General features: G+C 48.1%; 18 protein-coding genes. 10 read left to right on the top strand and 8 right to left on the bottom strand.

Going from position 1 to position 21,057, the window contains the following annotated elements; genetic code table 11:
* Window positions 1-142: 142 nt before the first annotated feature.
* The 6 genes from HGH91_RS17970 to bioA all read left to right on the top strand — a co-directional run bounded on the left by HGH91_RS17970 (window position 143) and on the right by bioA (window position 8,116).
* Window positions 143-814, top strand: a complete 672-nt coding sequence (locus HGH91_RS17970; protein WP_168740187.1) for a response regulator transcription factor — start codon at window positions 143-145, stop codon at window positions 812-814.
* Window positions 789-2,111 carry a sensor histidine kinase gene (locus HGH91_RS17965; RefSeq protein WP_168740186.1) on the top strand — a complete coding sequence of 441 codons (1,323 nt, stop codon included), beginning with the start codon at window positions 789-791 and terminating at the stop codon, window positions 2,109-2,111. The genes HGH91_RS17970 and HGH91_RS17965 overlap by 26 nt, the downstream gene beginning before the upstream one ends.
* An 80-nt stretch (window positions 2,112-2,191) precedes the next feature.
* Window positions 2,192-4,177 (top strand): TonB-dependent receptor plug domain-containing protein, encoded by a 1,986-nt coding sequence (locus HGH91_RS17960; protein ID WP_168740185.1) that lies wholly within the window; start codon window positions 2,192-2,194, stop codon window positions 4,175-4,177.
* Between the two features lie 47 nt (window positions 4,178-4,224).
* Entirely contained in the window at window positions 4,225-6,177 is a 1,953-nt protein-coding gene (locus HGH91_RS17955; RefSeq protein WP_168740184.1) for an LTA synthase family protein, read from the top strand.
* Between the two features lie 216 nt (window positions 6,178-6,393).
* Window positions 6,394-6,795, top strand: a complete 402-nt coding sequence (locus HGH91_RS17950) for a response regulator (RefSeq protein ID WP_168740183.1) — start codon at window positions 6,394-6,396, stop codon at window positions 6,793-6,795.
* 43 nt (window positions 6,796-6,838) lie between these two features.
* Window positions 6,839-8,116 (top strand): adenosylmethionine--8-amino-7-oxononanoate transaminase, encoded by a 1,278-nt coding sequence (gene bioA / locus HGH91_RS17945; RefSeq protein WP_168740182.1) that lies wholly within the window; start codon window positions 6,839-6,841, stop codon window positions 8,114-8,116.
* 109 nt (window positions 8,117-8,225) lie between these two features.
* On the opposite strand, the gene HGH91_RS17940 is transcribed toward bioA, so the two are convergent.
* The 5 genes from HGH91_RS17940 to sppA all read right to left on the bottom strand — a co-directional run bounded on the left by HGH91_RS17940 (window position 8,226) and on the right by sppA (window position 12,985).
* Entirely contained in the window at window positions 8,226-8,720 is a 495-nt protein-coding gene (locus HGH91_RS17940; protein WP_168740181.1) for a DUF2911 domain-containing protein, read from the bottom strand.
* A gap of 111 nt (window positions 8,721-8,831) precedes the next feature.
* Window positions 8,832-9,362 (bottom strand): SRPBCC family protein, encoded by a 531-nt coding sequence (locus HGH91_RS17935; RefSeq protein ID WP_168740180.1) that lies wholly within the window; start codon window positions 9,360-9,362, stop codon window positions 8,832-8,834.
* A gap of 34 nt (window positions 9,363-9,396) precedes the next feature.
* Window positions 9,397-9,927, bottom strand: a complete 531-nt coding sequence (locus HGH91_RS17930; RefSeq protein WP_168740179.1) for an SRPBCC family protein — start codon at window positions 9,925-9,927, stop codon at window positions 9,397-9,399.
* Between the two features lie 39 nt (window positions 9,928-9,966).
* On the bottom strand, window positions 9,967-11,073 hold the full coding sequence (locus HGH91_RS17925; protein ID WP_168740178.1) for an ABC transporter permease: 1,107 nt from the start codon (window positions 11,071-11,073) through the stop codon (window positions 9,967-9,969).
* 160 nt (window positions 11,074-11,233) lie between these two features.
* The gene (gene sppA / locus HGH91_RS17920; RefSeq protein WP_168740177.1) at window positions 11,234-12,985 is read right to left on the bottom strand and encodes a signal peptide peptidase SppA; all 1,752 of its coding nucleotides are present in this window, start codon (window positions 12,983-12,985) and stop codon (window positions 11,234-11,236) included.
* Between the two features lie 86 nt (window positions 12,986-13,071).
* Here sppA and folK point away from each other — a divergent pair, with 86 nt between their 5' ends.
* Both folK and HGH91_RS17910 read left to right on the top strand, forming a co-directional pair.
* Window positions 13,072-13,557 carry a 2-amino-4-hydroxy-6-hydroxymethyldihydropteridine diphosphokinase gene (gene folK, locus HGH91_RS17915; protein WP_168740176.1) on the top strand — a complete coding sequence of 162 codons (486 nt, stop codon included), beginning with the start codon at window positions 13,072-13,074 and terminating at the stop codon, window positions 13,555-13,557.
* A 41-nt stretch (window positions 13,558-13,598) separates the two neighbouring features.
* Window positions 13,599-14,228, top strand: a complete 630-nt coding sequence (locus tag HGH91_RS17910; RefSeq protein ID WP_168740175.1) for a deoxynucleoside kinase — start codon at window positions 13,599-13,601, stop codon at window positions 14,226-14,228.
* A gap of 57 nt (window positions 14,229-14,285) precedes the next feature.
* Here the strand turns inward: HGH91_RS17910 and HGH91_RS17905 are convergent, their stop codons facing one another.
* The gene (locus HGH91_RS17905; RefSeq protein ID WP_168740174.1) at window positions 14,286-15,521 is read right to left on the bottom strand and encodes an NAD(P)/FAD-dependent oxidoreductase; all 1,236 of its coding nucleotides are present in this window, start codon (window positions 15,519-15,521) and stop codon (window positions 14,286-14,288) included.
* Between the two features lie 120 nt (window positions 15,522-15,641).
* Here HGH91_RS17905 and HGH91_RS17900 point away from each other — a divergent pair, with 120 nt between their 5' ends.
* Entirely contained in the window at window positions 15,642-18,104 is a 2,463-nt protein-coding gene (locus HGH91_RS17900; protein WP_168740173.1) for an MG2 domain-containing protein, read from the top strand.
* A gap of 82 nt (window positions 18,105-18,186) precedes the next feature.
* On the opposite strand, the gene HGH91_RS17895 is transcribed toward HGH91_RS17900, so the two are convergent.
* The gene (locus HGH91_RS17895) at window positions 18,187-19,527 is read right to left on the bottom strand and encodes an anaerobic C4-dicarboxylate transporter family protein (protein ID WP_168740172.1); all 1,341 of its coding nucleotides are present in this window, start codon (window positions 19,525-19,527) and stop codon (window positions 18,187-18,189) included.
* Between HGH91_RS17895 and HGH91_RS31405 the strand changes: the two genes are divergently transcribed.
* On the top strand, window positions 19,528-19,662 hold the full coding sequence (locus tag HGH91_RS31405) for a hypothetical protein (RefSeq protein WP_262888327.1): 135 nt from the start codon (window positions 19,528-19,530) through the stop codon (window positions 19,660-19,662).
* On the opposite strand, the gene aspA is transcribed toward HGH91_RS31405, so the two are convergent.
* Window positions 19,647-21,050, bottom strand: a complete 1,404-nt coding sequence (gene aspA, locus HGH91_RS17890) for an aspartate ammonia-lyase (RefSeq protein WP_168740171.1) — start codon at window positions 21,048-21,050, stop codon at window positions 19,647-19,649. The two genes, HGH91_RS31405 and aspA, sit on opposite strands and share 16 nt — an antisense overlap.
* Window positions 21,051-21,057: the final 7 nt, after the last annotated feature.

The raw sequence follows: 21,057 nt of genomic DNA, 5'->3' as shown, positions 1-21,057 counted from the left end.
CAATGCTACTAAATCCATTTTGCTGATATGGACGCCTAACTACGCCAACTGAAAACCAGCCACCAACAACCACTTCCAGCATAGCTTCCGCCAAATCCCGCTACTACAGAATTCCTTTAGGAATTATCCCTAATTTTAGCCCATGAAAGTGCTGATTATAGAAGACGAACCCGCACTCAGAAACAGTATACAGGAATACCTGACTCACCAGGGCTATATCTGTGAACTGGCGGAGGATTTTAAACAAGCCATCCACAAAGTCAACGAATTTGACTACGATTGTATTGTGGCAGACATAGGCCTTCCCCTGGGAAATGGACTCGATGTGGTCAAAGAACTGAAAATACTGGAATCCAAAGCCGGTATCATCATCATTTCTGCTAAAGATTCACTGGAAGATAAACTCAGAGGCCTGGAACTTGGCGCAGACGACTATCTCACCAAGCCTTTCCATCTCTCCGAACTCAACGCCCGCGTAAATGCCATTTTACGACGCAAGAAATTTGACGGCAATACTACCATCAACTTCAATGAAATCACCATCAAGCCTGCGTCTAAAACAGTATTGGTACATAACAAATCAATTACCCTCACCGGTAAAGAATACCAGCTACTGCTTTATTTTATCGCCAACCAACACCGGGTAGTCACTAAATCCGCACTGGCCGGACACCTCTGGGGCGATGAATACGACCAGGCCGGGTCTTATGACTTTATCTATACCCACATCAAAAACCTCCGTAAAAAAATGCTGGAGGCAGATGGTGAAGACTATATTAAAACCGTATATGGCACCGGATACCGCTTCGGTTAAATTCTCCCTGACAGTGAAAAAAGATACCCACTCCATGAAGCTGCTGACCAAAACAATGGTGTATTTCCTTCTTATCATGCTGCCCGTTTTTACCGCAGGCGCCTTCTATCTCTATACCACCTTCAATAAGGAAATAAAACACGAAACAGATGAAGAACTGGTCAACGATAAACTCCAGTGGATGCGCTATCTTGATACAGCTACTATCAACAATCCCGTATTTGCCATCAATACACCTGAATTTAATTTACAACCCACCGATAAACCAGTTCAAACCAAACATAAACTCAAAGGCGTCAGCATTTTCCAGGAACCGGAAGATACTTATGCCCCTTTCCGGCAACTAACCCAGGTTATTACCGTTAATAACAAAAACTACCAGCTAACACTACGCAAATCCCTCATCGAAAAAGATGACCTCATAAAAAACATTATCCATGTAATGCTGGCAGCCTTTGGAGGCCTCTTCCTGTTTGTTTTGCTCTCCAACTGGCTGATCAGCAAAAGTATCTGGAAGCCGTTTTATGCCTCCCTGGATAAAATACAGCGGCTCCAGCTCAACAAACTGGAAAACACCGTGTTTGACCGTACGGCTACCCACGAATTCAACCAGTTGAATGCAGCACTGAATAACATGACCACCCGCATTCACCAGGATTATACCAACATCAAAGAACTCACGGAAGATGCCGCCCATGAAATGCAGACGCCACTAGCCATCGCACAAAGTAAACTGGAATTACTGCTACAGGACGACTCCCTATCCGAAACACAACTCAAAGGCATCCTGACCAGCTACGATGAACTGCAACGCTTATCAAGATTAAATCATAACCTGCTCCTCCTGGCAAAAATCGAAAACCAGCAATACCCGGTTACTGATCAGCCAGACCTGTGCACCGTTTTGGAAAAATACCTGTCGCTCTTTGAAGAACTGATCCGCGAAAAAGAGCTGCAAATCCACACCGATATGATTGCCACCGCACCCTGGCCCCTGCATCCCGCGCTTACCGACATACTGGTAAGTAACCTGCTCGGTAATGCTATCAAGTACAACTATCCCCGCGGCCATATCCGTATCCATATCAGTGCACAAACCTTCAGCATCTCCAATACCAGCGAATTGCCACAGATTCCACCTGACATACTTTTCCAGCGCTTTAAAAAGCAACATAATGTGTATACGAACTCTAACGGCTTAGGGTTGGCTATCGTGAAAAAAATTGCTGATTCCTACCAGCTGTCACTCCAATATAGTTACGAAAACGGATGGCATACGTTCAGCACAGGCATATAATCAGTCATCAACAACAGATATTCAGATTTACTCCAGATTCAATTCTTTTCTTTGCGCTATTAAAGTATCAGAGCCATCATATGAAACGAATTTTACTGGCAGCCATCGTACTGAGCATCACCGGAACCATACAAGCACAAAATCGTGTGCCCGTCCCCGTTAAAGACACCTTGCCCGCACCTTCAAAAGATACTATCAGCAAAGTATCTGACCTGGGAGAAGTAGTGATTTCATCTACCCGCAACAACAGTCGCATCGAAGATCTACCCATGAAAGTAGAAGTACTGGGTAAAGAAGAAATGATAGAAGAAAGCGGGATCAAACCGGGTAACGTAGCCAGCATACTGGGCGATTTATCTGTAATACATATTCAAAATACTTCTGCCGTTAGCGGCAATAACGCCATCCGCATGCAGGGACTGGATGGTAAATATACCCAGCTGCTCCGCGATGGCACGCCGGTATATGAAGGTTTAAGCGGCAACTTTGGCGTACTGGCCATCCCTCCACTGGACCTTAAACAAATTGAAATTATCAAAGGCTCCGTGTCCACCCTCTACGGCGGTGGCGCCATTGCCGGGATCATCAACTTCATCGCCAAAACACCTGGTAGCAAACCCGAACTAACCATACTGGCCAACCGGAGCACACTCAAAGAAACCAATGTAAACGCTTTCTACTCCGAACGTTATGGTAAAACAGGCTTGACCCTGTTTGCCGGCGTTACCACCCAAAACCCGGTGGATGTAAATAAAGACGGATTCAGTGATGTGCCCCGCGTTCGTCAATATCTCCTCCATCCACGATTTTTCTGGTATATCAACCCGCAAAGCACGCTGATAGCGGGGTATACCGGCACCATCGAAAAACGCGAAGGAGGCGATATGCAGGTACTGGAACATCAGTCCGACAATATTCACCAGTATACAGAAGTAAACAACAGCAATCGCCACAGCGTAGACCTGCAGTTTACCCGTAAAAACCTCGGCGGTGGCGCCCTCACTGTGAAAGGAGTAGGTAGCTTCTTCCACCTGCAAAACGATGAAGGCACCTTTTCCCTGCTGGGCAACCAAACCAGCACCTACGCGGAAGCTGCCTACAATAAAAAAAGCGGTCGCCATGATTGGGTCGCAGGCCTAAACAACACCGGCGAAATATACCGCCGCGCCAAAGGCGACAGCACGCTCCTGAATAACTACACCTACAACACCATGGGCGCCTTTGTACAGGACGGCTACCACATTACCGACCAGTTCATGGCCGAAGCAGGGCTCCGCGCCGACTACCACAATGTATTCGGCTGGTATGTACTGCCACGCCTGGCCTTTGTGTATAAACCGATAGACGACCTGTCCATCCGCCTCAGTGCCGGCACCGGCTATAAATCACCCGCCGTATTTACCACCCAAACACAAACCATTGGTTACCGCAACCTCCTCCCACTGGGCGCTGACGTGAAATCTGAGAAAAGCCAGGGTATCAACTTCGATGGTAACTACCGGACTAATATCGGCAAGGTGGAAATCACCCTTAACCAGGCATTGTACTACACCCATATCAAAGACCCCATTTTACCAGTAGCAGATGCTAAAAACATGGTTCGGCTGGAAAATATGCCCTTTTCGGTAAATAGCCTGGGTACAGATACTTACCTACGCATGGCCCTCGATCACCTGGAATTATACCTCGGTTATAACCATACTGTATCAAAATATGATAATACAGCTGCTACACATGTAGCCTTTGCGCCGCAGGACAAATTTGCCGGCACCCTGGCCTATGAAATAGAAGGGAAATGGCGCTTCGGCATAGAAAACAGCTGGGTAGGTAATCAATATGATTACAACAATCAAAAAACGCCCAACTACTGGTTCTGGGCAGCCATGATATCCCGTCAATTCGGTGAGCATATCACCGTGGTGCTCAACGGGGAAAATATCTTCGACGCCAGGCAGGGTAAAAATGCGCCACTGTATACCGGCCCGGTAAGCAACCCTACCTTTGCCCCGCTATGGGGACCTATCGATGGCCGTACCATCAACCTGTCCGTAAAATTTAATTTATAGATAATATTGAGAACGGCGTACCTTTGCGATCCTAATTTTCTGTGCAAATGAGATCGTTTAAATCCAGGTACGCCGTCCTTTTTGGGTTCGGCGCCTTAGTCCTTAGCCTGTCCTTCCTCGTTAGAACTGCATTGTTAATCTGGGCCCTCCCACAGTCTGGTCTTCATATCTCCGATATACCCGCTATTTACGGTAAAGGTTTTATCTACGACCTGGGTGTAGCACTGTTTTTCACAATTGCCTATGCCATATACCTGCTGCTGTTGCCACAACGGATCAACAACACGCGGTTTAACCGCATCTTTACCTATACAGGCTTTTTCCTGGCCACCATGATCCTGGTATTTTCCTTCTTTGCGGAGTTTACCTTCTGGGGAGAATATGCCGGTCGCTTTGATTTCATTGCGGTAGATTACCTGATTTATACTTACGAGGTAATAGAGAATATCAACGAGTCGTATCCTTTGCCCCTGCTGATCGGTGGCGTGTTGCTGTTTACCACCCTGCTCACCTGGCTCATGGCACGCCGGGGCATTTTCCGCAACAGCTTTCAATCGCGTACCCCCTTTGGCAAAAGACTACTTACCTTTTTGTTACTGCTGGGCGTATTACTGCTGCATGTATTCCTGGTCAGCAATACCTGGGCAGAAAAAAGCAAAAATCGTTATGCACAGGAGCTCTCCAAAGCAGGGGTGTATTCCTTTGTATCTGCCTTCCTGAATAATGAGCTGGCCTACGATAAATATTACCTGATGGAAGATGAAGACAATAACTTCCATCAGCTCCGCACACTACTCCGGGAGCCTGGCAGCCAGTACCTGGAAAACGGTCGCAGTATTTACAGGAATATCACCGATACTACGGCCATCGAAATGCCCAACATTATGATGGTGACCATTGAAAGTTTCAGTGCCGACTTCATGGACCGTTTCGGTAATACCCAGCATATCACACCGGTACTGGATAGCCTTGCCAAACAAAGCATCCTGTTTACCAACCTGTATGCCACCGGCACCCGCACCGTGAGAGGCATGGAAGCCTTATCGCTGGCCGTTCCGCCTACACCCGGACAAAGTATCGTACGCCGCAAAAACAACGAAAACCTCTTTACTATCGGGCATATCTTCGAACAGGCCGGCTATGAAAGTACCTTCTTTTATGGAGGCGATGGCTACTTCGATAATATGAACAAGTACTTTGGCAACAACGGATACGATATTGTAGATCATAAAAATCCCAATAACCTGGTAGAAGACAACATTGCTACCATCCGGACCAGCATCCCGAAGAGTGATATCCAGTTCGAAAATGCGTGGGGGATCTGTGATGAAGATATTTATACGGCGGCGATCAAAAGCGCCGACCAGAAATATGCCGCAGGTAAGCATTTTTACGACTTCATCATGACCACCTCCAATCACCGGCCCTTTACCTATCCGGCTGGAAAAATTGATATTGCCTCCGGCAGCAGCCGGGAAGGAGCGGTTAAATATACCGACTACGCCATCGGGGAGTTTTTGAAAAAGATCAGCACCAAACCCTGGTTTAAAAACACGATCGTCATTTTCGTAGCAGACCACTGCGCCAGCAGCGCCGGCAAAAATGAAATTGAAATCAGCAAATATCATATTCCCTGCATCCTGTACAATGTACCTGGCCAGGCGCCCCGGGAAATTACCCAGATGTGCTCCCAGATTGATATCTACCCTACTCTGCTGGGCTTATTGCATTGGACCTATAAAAGCAAACTTTATGGAGAAAATGTACTCGACTCCGCCTATCAGCCAAGGGCTATGGTAAGCACCTACCAAAAGTTAGGCTACCTGGAACCCGGCAAGCTACTGATCCTGAGCCCACAGCAGAAGGCCCAGTGCTTTAGCTGGAACGCTGCAAAAAACGAGCAACACCCTGTACCAATGGACAGCAGCCTGCTGAAAAATAGCCTGGCGTACTACCAGACCGCCTACTACCTGTTTAAAAACAATGGTATGAAGCAATAGCATACCGCTTTTATATATTCACCGGCGTACAGGTACAGCAGTACCTGTACGCCGTTTTTTTTAAGGATACCCTTCGACTGTTCATATTCACCGGTAAATACTTACATTTATTATTCCAGCAGCACAGTTACGCTGGCTGCACGCATCGTGTTAAGCAACCAAAATAAAATGGCATAACGACGCCTGTCCGGGCCGCGCCATCACTAAAAACGAACCATGTCCTATCAAAGTAACACCAGCAGCCCTCATTTTCTCCACGGCATCCGGTTATTGATCGTGGAAGACAACGCCATTAATGTCCGCATATTGGAATTACAACTGAGAAAAACCGGCGCCATTATTACAACCGCCAGCAATGGACGCGAGGCGCTGTCTAAAATACAAAGCGCCACTTTCGATGGCATTATCCTCGACCTGCATATGCCTGAGATGAATGGGTATGATACTATTCCGCATATACAACGCCTGCAACCTGGTGCGTTCATTGTGGTGGTAACGGCCGATATACTCCCCGAAGTATCCACACGCCTGGCAGCCTTACAGATAAAAGATATCCTGCCTAAGCCTTATGCAGCAGAAGCCCTGCTGGACATACTCGCACAGCATAGACCGGTATAAACCCTTTTGTACTAACTTCGCGCCTGCACAAAAGCAGGCAACTATGCAAACAAAATCTTTGTCGGCCCGCGACCTCGACGTGATCTGGCACCCTTATACACAAATGCAGACGGCCCCAGTGCCTATCGGCATGGTACGCGGACAAGGCGCCCTTCTCTTCGATGAAAACGATCAAAGCTATATAGATGCCACTTCGAGCTGGTGGGTAAACATACACGGTCATGCACATCCGCATATCGCGCAACAGCTGGCTGCCCAGGCGTTGCAACTGGAACATTGCATTTTTGCCGGGTATACACATCCGCCGGCGGTGAACCTGGCGGAACGCCTGCTCCAGGTATTGCCGGGTAACCAGCGCCGCGTTTTCTATTCAGACAATGGCTCTACTGCCATCGAGGTAGCCCTCAAAATGGCCATACAGTACTGGGACAACCAGGGCATTCGCAAACGTAAAATACTGGCGTTCAACAATGCCTACCACGGCGATACTTTTGGCGCCATGAGCGTCAGCGGCAGAAGTGTGTTTACCCGCGTATTCGATGACCTCCTGTTTGATGTACATTTCATTGATGTGCCCAATGCAGCTAATCTCTCTCAACTCATCGCTACCATAGATGGTTTACAACCGGAAGATATAGCTGCCTTTGTATTTGAACCGCTGCTGCAAGGTTCCGGCGGCATGATCATGTATGAGGCCAATGCCTTTGATCAATTGCTGCAATACTGTAAATCCAGGAATATCTTACTGATTGCAGACGAGGTGATGACCGGTTTTGGCAGAACCGGGAAGAATTTCGCCATGGAATATCTGCAAACATTGCCGGATATGATTTGTCTCTCCAAGGGGCTAACCGGTGGCGCCATGGCGCTGGGCGTTACTACCAGTACTGCGGCCATTTACGAAGCATTTTTGTCGAACGACAAATTAAAAACATTGTTTCACGGACATTCCTTTACGGCCAATCCACTGGCCTGTACTGCCGCCCTGGCCAGCATGGACCTTTTTATGGATCCTGCCTGCGCCGCCAATCGCCAGCGTATACACGAAAAACACCGGGCTTTTTTACAGGAATTGCAACAAATAGCGATCGTAAAACACCCCAGGTTACTGGGCACTATCCTGGCATTTGAAATCAGCACCACTAACGCCGACGGTTATACGAATTCATTAGCAGATGAACTGCATCGCTTCTTCCGGGCCAGGAGGATCATGCTTCGTCCGCTGGGCAATACCCTTTACATCCTTCCCCCCTACTGCATTACGGATGAACAACTGGAGCAGGTGTATCAAAGCATCCGCGAGCTGCTGAGAGAAGCATAAGGCATAAAGCACAAAGCATAAAGCTATTGTAGCGAATGACCAATGCGATTTTAATATTCGCTAAGTTCATTCGCTACAATAGCTTTATGCTTTGTGCCTTATGCTCAGCTTATTTAACCGGCACGCTGATCTTAGTGTCGTCCCATTCGAACACCACTGCATTTCCGGGTAACGTGAAAGTCAATTTTTCAGCGGGGGTAGATAATGCTTCCCGCTTAACTTTCACGGCTACAACATCTTCGCCTTTATTCTTTTCGTAATCATAAGCGCCCCATTGTCCCAGTTTTCCGTTCAGGATTACTGTCCAGGTTTTAGGATCAGGAATGGAGAAAAAAGTGTAAGTACCTGCTTTTACTGGTTTTCCGCCAAAAACAACATCTTTGGAGAAGGTAATTTCGGTAGCCTGGTCAGCGCCGGTACGCCATACTTTACCAAATGGCTCCAGGGTGCCAAAGATAACGCGGCCTCTCTTGGAAGGCTGTCCATATACTACTTTGATACCGTTGGCCTCTACTGTTACATGTGGGCTTTTAGGTGGTTTTTCCTGGGCAAAAACGAGGCTGGTAACGGCCAAAAATAAGGTTGCCAAAAAGAAATGTTTCATTTGCTAAGTTTTTTCTGGAATGAGATGATTGTTTTGAGATAGCTTAACAATTTAAACTATTCTATCCAGCAGCAACAAAACTATTGGATCAATGGTAAAATAAATCCATATTTAACGGTGTTCACAAACCTGGCTGAGTTTCGTTAGCCCGCTTTCCATCACAGGTCCATAGATTTTATCGGCTACGAAGCCCCGGAGTTTCCACCAAGGTAGTAATCCCAGTTTTATTTCCTGGTGCCAGAATATCGCTGTTCCTTTACCATCGGCAGAGGGCTTCAGTTCTATACCGCTGCTCACCGGGCGTACCCCTTTGATATCCAGCAGGTAGTGTATTCCCTTACCAGGTGCGCTATCCAGTATGGTCACTTTACCACTGTTTAACTTTCCTTCCCAACTGTACCAGGCGCCGGTGCCGGCAGCCGGATCGGAATATACCAGGGTAGCGGTGCTATCGGGCCGGGTCCATGGATTCCAGGCATCCCAGGCCCTCAGGTTGCTCACATGGGCGTATACCGTGTCAATTGGCGCATTAATAACCCCGGTACGCTCTACCACGGCAGTGGAAGGGAATAACAGGGACAGTAAAAAACTCAATCCACATAAAATGATCACACCGATCACCAATAACTTAAAAAGACGCATAGAAAAAATATATTATTTTGAAGGGATGATCCCCTTATCGTCGCAACAGGTGCCGGATATTGCCCAACCCCTTCTCAAAATCCTTCCCTACCCACTTATCCATCATCAATCCCATTACCTTCCGTAGCGGATGCTGCCCCATGTCGCATATCATTCCCCAGGTAACCAGCGTGCCCTCCGGCATAGGATCGAAACGGAAATAGCCTTTAGCCATCCCCATTCCCCCGAAATCCGTGCTGGTAGCAATATATTGGTCCTCCCGCGATTCGGTGACCGACATATGTCCTCTTCCCACGTTACGGTTACGGCTCTCCCAGCTATAGCCCGCGCCCACGCCACTTTCTTTCTCCCCATAGGTGATCTTCACCATCGGGTCCTGTTCTTTCCAGGGCGACCATAGCTCCCAGTTGCGCACTACATTGACCAGCGGGAAAATGGCGCCCGCCTGGGCAGGCATGAGCAACGACCGCTCTACCTTTACGGAGGGGGACAAGAATAAACTGAAAATGAAGAGCCCCAGTACTAGGACAATAAATGCACCCAGGATAATAAAAAAGGCTTGCATCTGACTGGATTTAGATAGCACAAAGCTAACGAAATCACATTACTCCCATTTGAATACTTTCACGGCTACCGCATACACGACAATACCCCATAAGGTAAGGATAGCAATATCCCAGCTTACATGCCATAAATGCTGTCCTTCAAACGCTACCTTGCGCAGGGCATCTATCAGGTAAGTCAGTGGCATAATTTTACAAATGGGCTGCAACCAGCCAGGGAAAGAATCTATCGGGAAAAAGGTGCCCGCCAGCAGAAACTGGGGCAGGGTCACAATATTAGCCAAAGGAGGAATCGTGCTTTCATTCTTCGCCAGGCTGCTTACCACAAAACCAAAACCCATGAATACCAGTAGCCCGAATACTGACAATACCAGCATTTCCAGGAAGGTGGCAAATCCGTGTACCAGCGTAAAGCCAAAGGCAAAATGCCCCAAAGCAATGATCACCACCGAACTGATCAGCTGGAAGATCATCCTGCTCACGGCTTCCGCCAATACAATATAAGTACGCTTAATAGGAGTAGCAAAAAAACGCTTGAGCACCAGCGTTTGACGCATATTATAAAACAGGAAAGCAGTACCAAAAACCGCCGCACTCATCAACGCAAAGCCCAACTGTCCGGGTAAGATAAAGTCAATGGTCTTAAACTCACGCCCCGGAATCTCCGTCTGGCTAATAGTAGCCACCGTAGGACGTTTATACGCCTCATCATCCAGTTTAGTCGTCACGCCCTTCAGGATATTCAGCAGGATCTGTTTCTTGCTGGCATCCGACGCCGTGGAAGTACGCATCTGGATGTCATAGTGCATCACATGATCAGCCCCCTCGCTGGGTATAATATTCAGAATGGCTACCAAACGCCCCTTTTTCAGGTCATCTTCCATCTCCGCCGCCGGCTGATCGGCAATCATCTTCAGGGTGTTCACATGCATCAGGCCCTGGTAAAACTCACTCTTGATATCCGTTTGCCGGTCAATTCCCACTTTCACGGAAACACTGCTACCGCCAATAAACCCAAATACCAGGATAAATACCATCGGGAAGCCTAAACTGAATACCACGGCGGAAGGACTGCGGAAAATACCCCGTAAACTACCCTTCGTAATGGCCAGCATGGCCCTTAGCTGACTGTACTTAGCTCCATTCATCTGATCTGCTTTTAAAAACGGCGGTAAAACTAATATAAAAAAGCAGAAAGTAACAGGCAGAACGTAAAAAGCTATTGAGGAGACTGATTTTAGCGGGTAAAAACCGCGTTGATCAGTCTCCTCAATAGCTTTTTGCTTTCTGCTTTCTGCTCAAAAGCTCCTAAAAACTGTATTTAAACGGCATTCTTGCCTGGATATCCCCGTGCATAGCCTGCACTTCCTTGATCTGCTGGTATAACTCATAGTTAACACCCAGCTCTTTCTTTACCATATGCGTACTTACATCCGCGCCCACTGTTTTCATCAGCTTCGACACCGGGTCCTTTACCTCCGGATACTCGCGTAAACGGTATTCAGATAATTTAGCCAGGCGGGCAGCACAGGCCAGGGCTTCGGTTATACCACCAATACGGTCTACCAGTCCCAGCTTCTGAGCTTCTACGCCGCTCCATACGCGTCCCTGCGCGATGCTGTCCACGATAGCGGCATCCAGTTTTCTACCGGCAACTACACGGGATTTGAAAGAAGCATAGGTACTGTCTACCCCATTCTGTATAAAACGTTTTTCTCCTTCTGTCAACGGACGGCCTACAGAACCCAGGTCTGCATACTGAGCAGTTTTTACGCCATCGAAAGTAACACCCAGTTTGTTTTTAAAGAAGTCCTGCATATTAAACATCACGCCAAATACACCGATAGAGCCGGTCAACGTATTGGGCTCCGCAAAGATGCTGTCGGCCATACAGGAAATATAATACCCGCCGGAAGCTGCATAATCACCCATAGAAACCACTACTGGCTTCACTTTTTTGGCCAGCGACAATTCCCGCCAGATCACTTCGGATGCCAGCGCGCTACCGCCGCCGGAATTAACACGAAACAGGATCGCCTTCACCTCTTTATCCTGCCTGGCCTTACGGATTTCCCGGATATAGTTTTCACTGGCAATGGTATTATCGCGCTCCGATTCTCCTCCAACAATATCGCCCTGTGCATAGATAAGCGCAATCTTATTGTCACCGCTGCCATCGCTCAACGTGGTGCTGTTATTGTATTTACCCAGGCTTACCAGGTTTACCTTCTCATCTGACTTGATACTCGTTTTGCCCTGCAGCTCAGCCACTATTTCGTCATCATATTTCAATCCATCTACCAGCTTGTATTTCAGCGCATCAGCAGGCTCCTGGATCAGGTTTTCATCGGCATAACCATGCAAGGTGGCAGTATCTATCTGACGCGCTTTACCTACACCTGTAAGGAAATTGCTGTATAACTCGCCCAGGAACTGGGTGGTCTGCACCCGGTTAGCCTCTGTCATCTGGGTTTCGCGTAAAGGCTCTGTCGCACTTTTAAACTTTCCGCAATAAAAGATCTCTGGCTTGATCTCCAGCTTTTCAAGCGTTCCTTTTAAGAACGTCAGCTGGCTGGAAAAACCGGTAAAATCTACCGCTCCCTTAGGGTTCAGGTATACCTTATCCGCTGCAGTAGCCAGGTAGTAAGCGCTCTGCTCCATCACTTCGCCGTAAGCCACCACAAATTTGCCGGACTTGCGGAAACGAAGCAATGCATCGCGCAACTCTTCAGTGCTGGCAAATCCATTGGGATTACCATTTACTTTCAGGTAAATGCCCTTGATATTGTCGTCAGTAGCCGCATGGCTGATCAGTCGTACTGTTTGATACAATCCCGGCACCTCGCCCGGCTCATCCCTTAACAATGCGCCGATCGGGTTAACTAATTTTTGTTCTTTATAGGCCTGACCGGTTTCGAGTACCAGCACGCCATTGGGGGAAATATTTACCTTTTCTGTGGTAAGCGCCCTACCTATTATTACCGTTAATACGATGAAGCAAATAATCGTGAAAACAATAAAGGCAAGCAGGGAAGCGAGGAAAACTTTAAAGAAACGCATACGTTTTTGTTAAGATGAAATTGAGATAACAAGATACATTTTCTCAAAAATAAGGAATATGGCTACTTTTGAGGTTCGAAATATACATGAATACAGCAATATTACTTATAGGTGGCAATTTGGGAGATCGTACCGGGAACCTCCAACAGGCGGTACAACTTATCCAGGAAACTGCCGGAGAGGTAGTACAAACCTCCGCCTTATACCAGACCGCTCCCTGGGGAGCCGTGGATCAACCCGATTACCTGAACCAGGGGGTGGAAATCCGCACCAACATGGATGCACTAACGCTATTGCATACACTATTGGAAATTGAACGGAAAATAGGACGCATCCGCCAGCAGAAATGGGGGTCGCGCGTGATCGATATAGATCTTATCTTTTTCAATGACAGCGTGATATCACTACCGGAACTGAAAGTACCGCACCCCCGGATGCAGCTCCGGCAATTTGTATTGGTACCACTATCGGAAATAGTACCTGACTATGTTCACCCGGTATTACATCAAACAGTGCGCGAACTGGCGGCCAGCTGCACCGACACCCTGCCGGCCAGCCGCTATCAACCTTAAATAGCTACCCACAGCGATGCTTACATACTAAATAAACATTCATGCACTATAAATTTATTACGGTAGAAGGAAATATAGGCGCCGGGAAAACCACCCTGGCGAATATGTTGTCTGCTCATTTCTCTGCTAAACTCATCCTGGAAGAATTTGCCGACAACCCTTTTTTACCGCTTTTTTATGACCGCCCACAGCAATACGCCTTTCCGCTGGAACTGTTTTTCATGGCCGAACGCTATAAACAACTGAAGGAAATGCTGCAGTCGAAAGACCTCTTCAGCGATGTCATCATTTCTGATTACCTCTTTATCAAAAGCCTGCTGTTTGCAAAAATTAACCTGCCGGAAGAAGAATATTCCCTGTACCAGAAATTATTCGATATCATCAATCCGCAGCTGGTACAACCCGAACTGCTTATCTTCCTGAATGCGCCGATAGCTAAACTACAGGAAAACATTAAACACCGTAACCGGTCCTACGAACAGCATATCCCAGACGAATACCTGCTGAACGTACACGACACCTATATGCAATACATTAAGCAACACCCGGTACGTACCCTCGTGATAGATACCACGAAAGTGGATTTCCTGCGGCAACCGAAAGACTTTGAAAGCCTGTTGCTGGCACTGGAAAAGGAATACACGCCGGGAGTACATTATCTCAAATTATAACTATAAAAAAGGAAAGGAACGATAGCACTATCGTTCCTTTCCTTTTTACAAATAAGCTCAACACTGTTGAGCAATAGCTCCTGCCGCTACAAAACCACTGGTCCAGGCATGCTGGAAATTAAAGCCGCCTGTGATCCCGTCGACATCCATTACCTCCCCGGCGAAATATAAACCAGGCACCATACGGCTTTCCATGGTAGCAGGGTCTATTTCACTGAGTGTTACACCGCCACAGGTCACAAACTCCTCTTTAAAAGTCGTTTTACCTTTCACAGGGAACTCCATACTCACCAGCAGCTTTATGAGCCGGTTCTGGTCTTTGGCCGGAAGATCCGCCCAGCGTGTGTCTTCTCCAATACCTACCTGCTGTAACAGGAACTGCCACAGTCGCTGGGGTAATCCAAAAGGATTTTTATTATATATTTTCTGCTTACCCGCGTCGATACGTGCCTGTTGCCAGTAGTCGCGCAGCGTATTTTCGTTGTAGTCCGGTAACCAGTTCACTACCGCAGTAAAGGTATATTGCACTTGTTGCAGCTCCCGGGCGCCCCAGGCCGACAAGCGCAAGACTGCCGGGCCGCTCATGCCCCAGTGGGTGATCAGCACCGGGCCCAGTTCCAGTAGTTTGGTACCGGCCACTTTTACCTGTGCTGTAGTGGCCACGCCCATCAGACTGGTAATCGGATTCCCCGGCATATTAAAAGTAAACAGGGAAGGCGCCGGAGGCACGATGCTATGTCCGCAGGCCTCCAGCCAGGCAAACTTGCCTGCCTGGGCATACCCGCCGGCAGCAATGCACAGGTAATCCGCTTTCAGCGTAGTACCCGCCTGCAGCTGCAATTCCCAACGCCCCTGTGCCGTTTTCGCAAAACCTGTTACTTCTGTGTTGGTGCGTATGCTCACGTGATACTTATCGGCTTCCTTCAACAGGCAATCGATAATGGTTTGGGAGCTATCCGTTACCGGGAACATACGGCCATCCTCTTCCGCCTTCAGCCTCACCCCTCTTTCTGCAAACCAGGCCACCGTATCAGGTACAAAAAACCGGGAGAAAGCCTTCTTTACGAAATGTTGTCCCCTCGGATAGCGTTTAGCCATATACGTAATATCCGGGGCATTGTGCGTTACATTGCAACGCCCTCCTCCACTCACTTTTACTTTAGACAACAGCTTACCGGTTTTTTCCAGCAATATCACCTCCAGCTGCGGACAAAGCCGCGCCGCATTCACGGCACAAAAAAAGCCGGCAGCCCCGCCACCAGTCACCACTAAACGTTTTCTTTCTGAATTCATTAAAATCTTGTTAAAACCAAGGCTTGAACACGCAATAATAACAAACCTGCCGTAATCTTATCGATTAATCTTCCGAAGTTTATATTTTTACATATATTATACTGGCTCAAACTATATTGCATGCAACCGCACCTGAAGAAAAAGCGACATCACCTGAAATGGATGATCCCAGCCGTTCTGTTAACCGGCGTAATGAGTGCACTGGCTATCCTACCATCGAATGATGACTGGTCCGACCGCATCATAAAAGCTTTACATACATTTGGCTCCCGCTATCCTGCGGAAAAGGTATACCTGCACCTCGACAAAGACTATTATGCCGCCGGGGAAACCATCTGGTTCAAAGGATACCTCACACTACAAGGCGCACCGGCTACCACCGCCACCAACCTGTATGTAGAGCTGCTTGATAAAAACAATACGATTGTCCAGAAAAAATTGTTCGCCGTAGGCAATGGTGGCTCTCCCGGCTTCTTCGAACTGCCGGAAACGCAGAAACCCGGCGTATACCAGCTCCGCGCTTATACCGCCTGGATGCTCAACTTCGACCCCGCCTTCAGCTACAGCAGGAATATTGAAATATTTGACGCCTCCGGCAAAAGTAAAGTGCCGGCAGATACTGCCGCCGCCACAGCGCCCGACTTTTCCGTACAGTTCTTCCCCGAAGGAGGAAACCTGATCGCCGGCCAGCTTAACGTAGTCGCTTTTAAAGCCATCGACAACAACGGCTACCCGATAGAAGTATCCGGTACGGTAAAAAATAGTAAAAACACCAGCAGCGCAGCCATTAAAACCCTGCATGATGGAATGGGTAGCTTCGAAATTACTCCCGCCGATGCCCAGGATGCCTTCCAGGCGGTAGTAAAAAGCGCCAAAGGCACTAAAACCATTGCCCTCCCGGCAGCGGTAACCACCGGCGCCTCCCTGAAAGTATTCAACAAAGGTAACCGCATCTTCTACCAGGCCATTCCCGGTAATGTAGCCGATACCTCGCTCAACGACCTTATCATCCTGGCGCAAATGGGCTCCCAGCTGGTGTATAAAGCCAGCCTCAATGTAGGCGAAGGCCGCATCAGTGGTTTTATCCCGGCAGATCACATCCCTACCGGTATCCTCCACATCACCCTCTTTGCCAAAACAGGGCTGCCACTCTCTGAGCGACTGGCCTTTGTACGTAAAAACGACCTGCTGGAAATGGACATACTCGATGCCGACACCCATAAAGAACCTAGGTCGCTGAATACTATCGAGCTGAGATTACCGGATAGCATACAATCCAACATTTCCGTGTCTGTAACAGATGCCGATGCCGTACCCGTAGATAAAAATTCCAACAACATTGTATCCACCTTCTTACTGACCTCCGATCTGAAAGGATATATTTATAACCCATCCTGGTATTTACGCAATACCGCCGACTCCACCCTGAAAGGACTGGACCTCGTGATGATGACCAACGGTTGGTCGCGCTTCAGCTGGGAAAAAATTGTCAATAACCAGTTCCCCGACATCAGGTTCCCCTACGAACAGGGACTCAGCATGAAGGGAATAGCCACCATGCTCAATGGCCGGCCCATGCCTACCGGCAAACTGGATATGATCATCCGCCTGCCGATAGACAGCTCCTCCATGTTTGCTTCTGCGCCTATCAATGACAAAGGGCAATTTGAAGTGGCCAACATGGTATTCCCGGATACCGCTTATATCTTTTACCAGGGCAACGACCTCGTGAAAAAAGGAGTGGATGTAAATGTGAAGTTCGATAACCACTTCTTCGAACGCCCTACACAAATTAAAATACCTTATCCGCTGCGGGTACCGCCAACAGTAGATCCCAACGCACTGAAGCAGTTCCTGGTAACGGCATCTGAAGGCAATAAAGTAATGCGCTCTATCAACAATAAAACGGTATACCTGCAGGAAGTAAACGTAAATGCCAAAAAGGTGAAACCAGAGGAAACCACCGAAAAACGTTATACTTCCGGCATGTTCTCCGGCGGCGATGGTTACTCCTTCGACCTCACCAAGGAAACACCGATTTCACTCAACGTTTTTCAATATCTCCAGTCAAAAGTAGCAGGGTTACAGATCACCGGTGATCTCAACAACCCCTCTCTTTCCTGGCGCGGTGGCAAACCAGGTTTATACCTGAATGAAATGCAAACAGATGTGAGCATGTTGAGCACCCTCTCCATGCAGGATATCGCCCTGGTAAAAGTATTCCGTCCTCCATTTATGGGCGGCTTTGGCGGCGCTAACGGCGCTATCGCAGTATACACCAAGAAAGGCGGCGACAATGCCCCTAAAAATGATCCCAGCATCAGAGGATTTAAGCTGTATAAGAAAGCTGGCTATACGGTGGTAAAACAGTTCTACTCCCCGGATTACTCCGTGAAGAAAGAGGTACATGCCTTACCGGATAAGCGCCTCACGCTTTATTGGAATCCGAATGTAGCCATAGACACCACGATGCATACCGCCCGCTTCCATTTCTACAACAACGACTTCACCAAACGTTTCCGTTTAGTAGCGGAAGGTATCACCGAAGATGGTAGTGTAGGCCGTCTGGAAAAGGAATTCTAATAAATTCATGTAGTATAAAAAGAGCAAGGGCGAATGATGATCATCATTCGCCCTTGCTCTTTTTATAGATACCTTAATGGTACTACAACAATATCCCGGCAAGCAAAAAGCCCGCCGCTACAGATACCGCCACACTCACAACACCAGGTATCATAAAGCTATGATTCACGAGATATTTACCTATATGGGTGCTGCCGGTGCGGTCGAAGTTAATAGCCGCCAGCAGTGTAGGATAGCCGGGTAATACAAAGTCGCCGTTTACTGCCGGGAACATAGCCAGCATATAGGGCGGTACAATGCCCAGGGTTACCCCGAGCGGCATCAATGCCTTGGTAGTAGCCGCCTGGCTGAAAAGCAGGATGCTCAGCAGGAACAGGGCAATAGCGAAAGTCCAGGGCGCCGAACGCACCATATCTCCCAGGGCATGCTCTATGGTAGCGGCATTGCTTTGCATGAAAGTAGCGCTCATCCACACCACGCCGAAAATAGATACCACCGCCTGCGCCCCGGAATTGAACAAGCTGGCCTTAGCTACCGCCGCTGCCGTAGTGCGGCAAATCAGCATAATAGCCGCAGCTGCCGCCAGCATCACCAGTTCTATGACGGCCGACATTTTAATATGTCCCAGCGCATCTACCGACAGGTTACTGTTACCCGCCCCAAATGAAGGCAGCATAGCGGGAAATGCGCCCACCAACACAATCGTCAACACCGCTAATCCAAAAATAAAAACCGAAACTTTGGCCCCGGGCAACAAAGGCGCTTCGGCAGTAGCCACGTCTGTATTGATACTTGCTGCAAAAGCCGGGTCTTTCATTTTCTCGAGGAACAACGGATCTTTATCAAGGTCCTTCCCTTTCTTCCAACATACTACTACTCCAGCCAGTGTGCCTATCAGCGTAGCCGGAATACATACTTTCAGGATATCCAGCAGGGCCATCTTGCCACCAAGGATCGTTAAAAGCGCCGCAGTAGCCGCCGAAATGGGACTCGCAGTAATAGCCAGGTGGGCAGAGATCACGGAAATACTCAGCGCTCTTTCGGGGCGTATACGTTTTTTGGTAGATACTTCTGCAATAATAGGTAGCAGGGAATACGTGACATGCGCCGTGCCGGCGAACAGGGTAAATACATAGGTGACCAGCGGTCCCAGTAACACAATCAGCGAAGGTTTGCTGCGAAGGATCTTCTCTGCCAGCCTTACCAGGTAATCCATTCCCCCGGCAGCCTGCAAGGTAGCAGCAGTGCTGACTACCGCTAATATGATCAGCATTACATCAATAGGCGGATCTGCAGGACGCATCCTGAACAGGAATATATAAATTGCCAGGGCCACCATACCCATCACCCCTAATCCTATGCCCTTCATACGGGCACCAATAAGGATAGCCCCCAATAAAATTGCAAATTGTAACCAGATCATATGAAGAAAGTATGGCTGAAGATAACCATATTCAGTCATAAATACCAGTCGCTATCAATGCCTGTAACACTGCAGTATAGTACCGGCCAGCCGGTTGCCCGGTTAGCCGGTACTATTACTTATTGTATAAACTGAGGTCTGATCAGGTTATCGAAGGTGAAAATTTCATCCCATTTCTCTTGTGTTACCCATTGCTTTTCCTTTACCGCCAGGTCATGTACCGATTTACCTGTTTCCAGCGCTTCCCGCGCAATGGCGGAACATTTCTCATAACCGATAATAGGATTCAGCTGGGTCACTATGCCAATGCTCTGCATCACCATTTCCCTCGTACGGTCGGCATTCGCCGTAATACCCACCACACATTTGTCTTTCAGCGTTTTACAGGCATTGCTCATATAAGTGATAGCCGTAAACAACGCAAAAGAAATCGTAGGCTCCATCACGTTGAGCTGCAACTGTCCGGCTTCGGCAGCCATAGTCACCATCAGGTCGGCGCCAATGACATAAAAAGCCGTTTGATTCACTACTTCGGGAATTACGGGATTTACCTTTCCCGGCATAATAGAAGAACCTGGTTGCATAGGTGGCAGGTTAATTTCGTTTAGCCCTGTACGTGGCCCGGAAGATAGTAACCGCAGGTCATTGCATATCTTGGAAATCTTTACCGCAGTACGTTTCAACACGCCCGACAACTGTACGTAAGCACCGGCATCATAGGTAGCTTCAATCAGGTCGCCCGCCAGCACCAGTTCCAGCCCGGTTATTTCCGCAAGGTATTTGGTGACCAGCACAGCATATCCTTTGGGCGCATTTACACCCGTACCAATAGCCGTAGCCCCCATGTTGATCTCGGAGATCAGGCGTTTGCTGTCTTCTATACGTGATAGCTCTTCATTGATATTGGTGGCAAAAGCTTTGAACTCATCTCCCATGCTCATAGGTACGGCATCCTGCAATTGGGTGCGCCCCATTTTCAGCACGTCTTTAAACTCCTCTCCCTTGGCCAGGAAGGCGCCTGCCAGGTCACCCAATATCTCTTTATAACCAGTAAGTTTATTGATCAGCGCAATACGGAAAGCGGTGGGATATGCATCGTTGGTAGACTGGGAGCAGTTTACATGGTTGTTGGGATGGCAAAATTCATACTGCCCTTTTTCTTTGCCCATCATTTCCAGGGCAATATTGGCAATCACTTCATTGGCATTCATATTTACCGAAGTACCGGCGCCACCCTGTATCAGGTCGCTCAGGAACTGGTTGTTGAACTCCCCGGCTATCACCCGGTCGCATGCCTTAATGATATATTCCGCAATATTTTTATCCAGTACGCCCAGGTCCCGGTTAGCCATGGCCGCACCTTTCTTCACATAACCCAATGCCTGAACGAATATCGGTTCCTCCATCAACGGAATACCGGTAATATGAAAGTTTTCAATAGCACGCAATGTTTGAATACCATAGTAAACATCCTGGGGTATTTCCTTTTCTCCAAGGAAATCGTGCTCAATTCTCTTTCCCATATTTAGA

Source organism: Chitinophaga eiseniae (assembly GCF_012641265.1).
GTDB classification, from domain to species: Bacteria; Bacteroidota; Bacteroidia; order Chitinophagales; family Chitinophagaceae; genus Chitinophaga; species Chitinophaga eiseniae_A.
The sequence above is the reverse complement of the archived record's forward strand: the minus strand, read 5'-3'. Positions and strand labels throughout refer to the sequence as shown.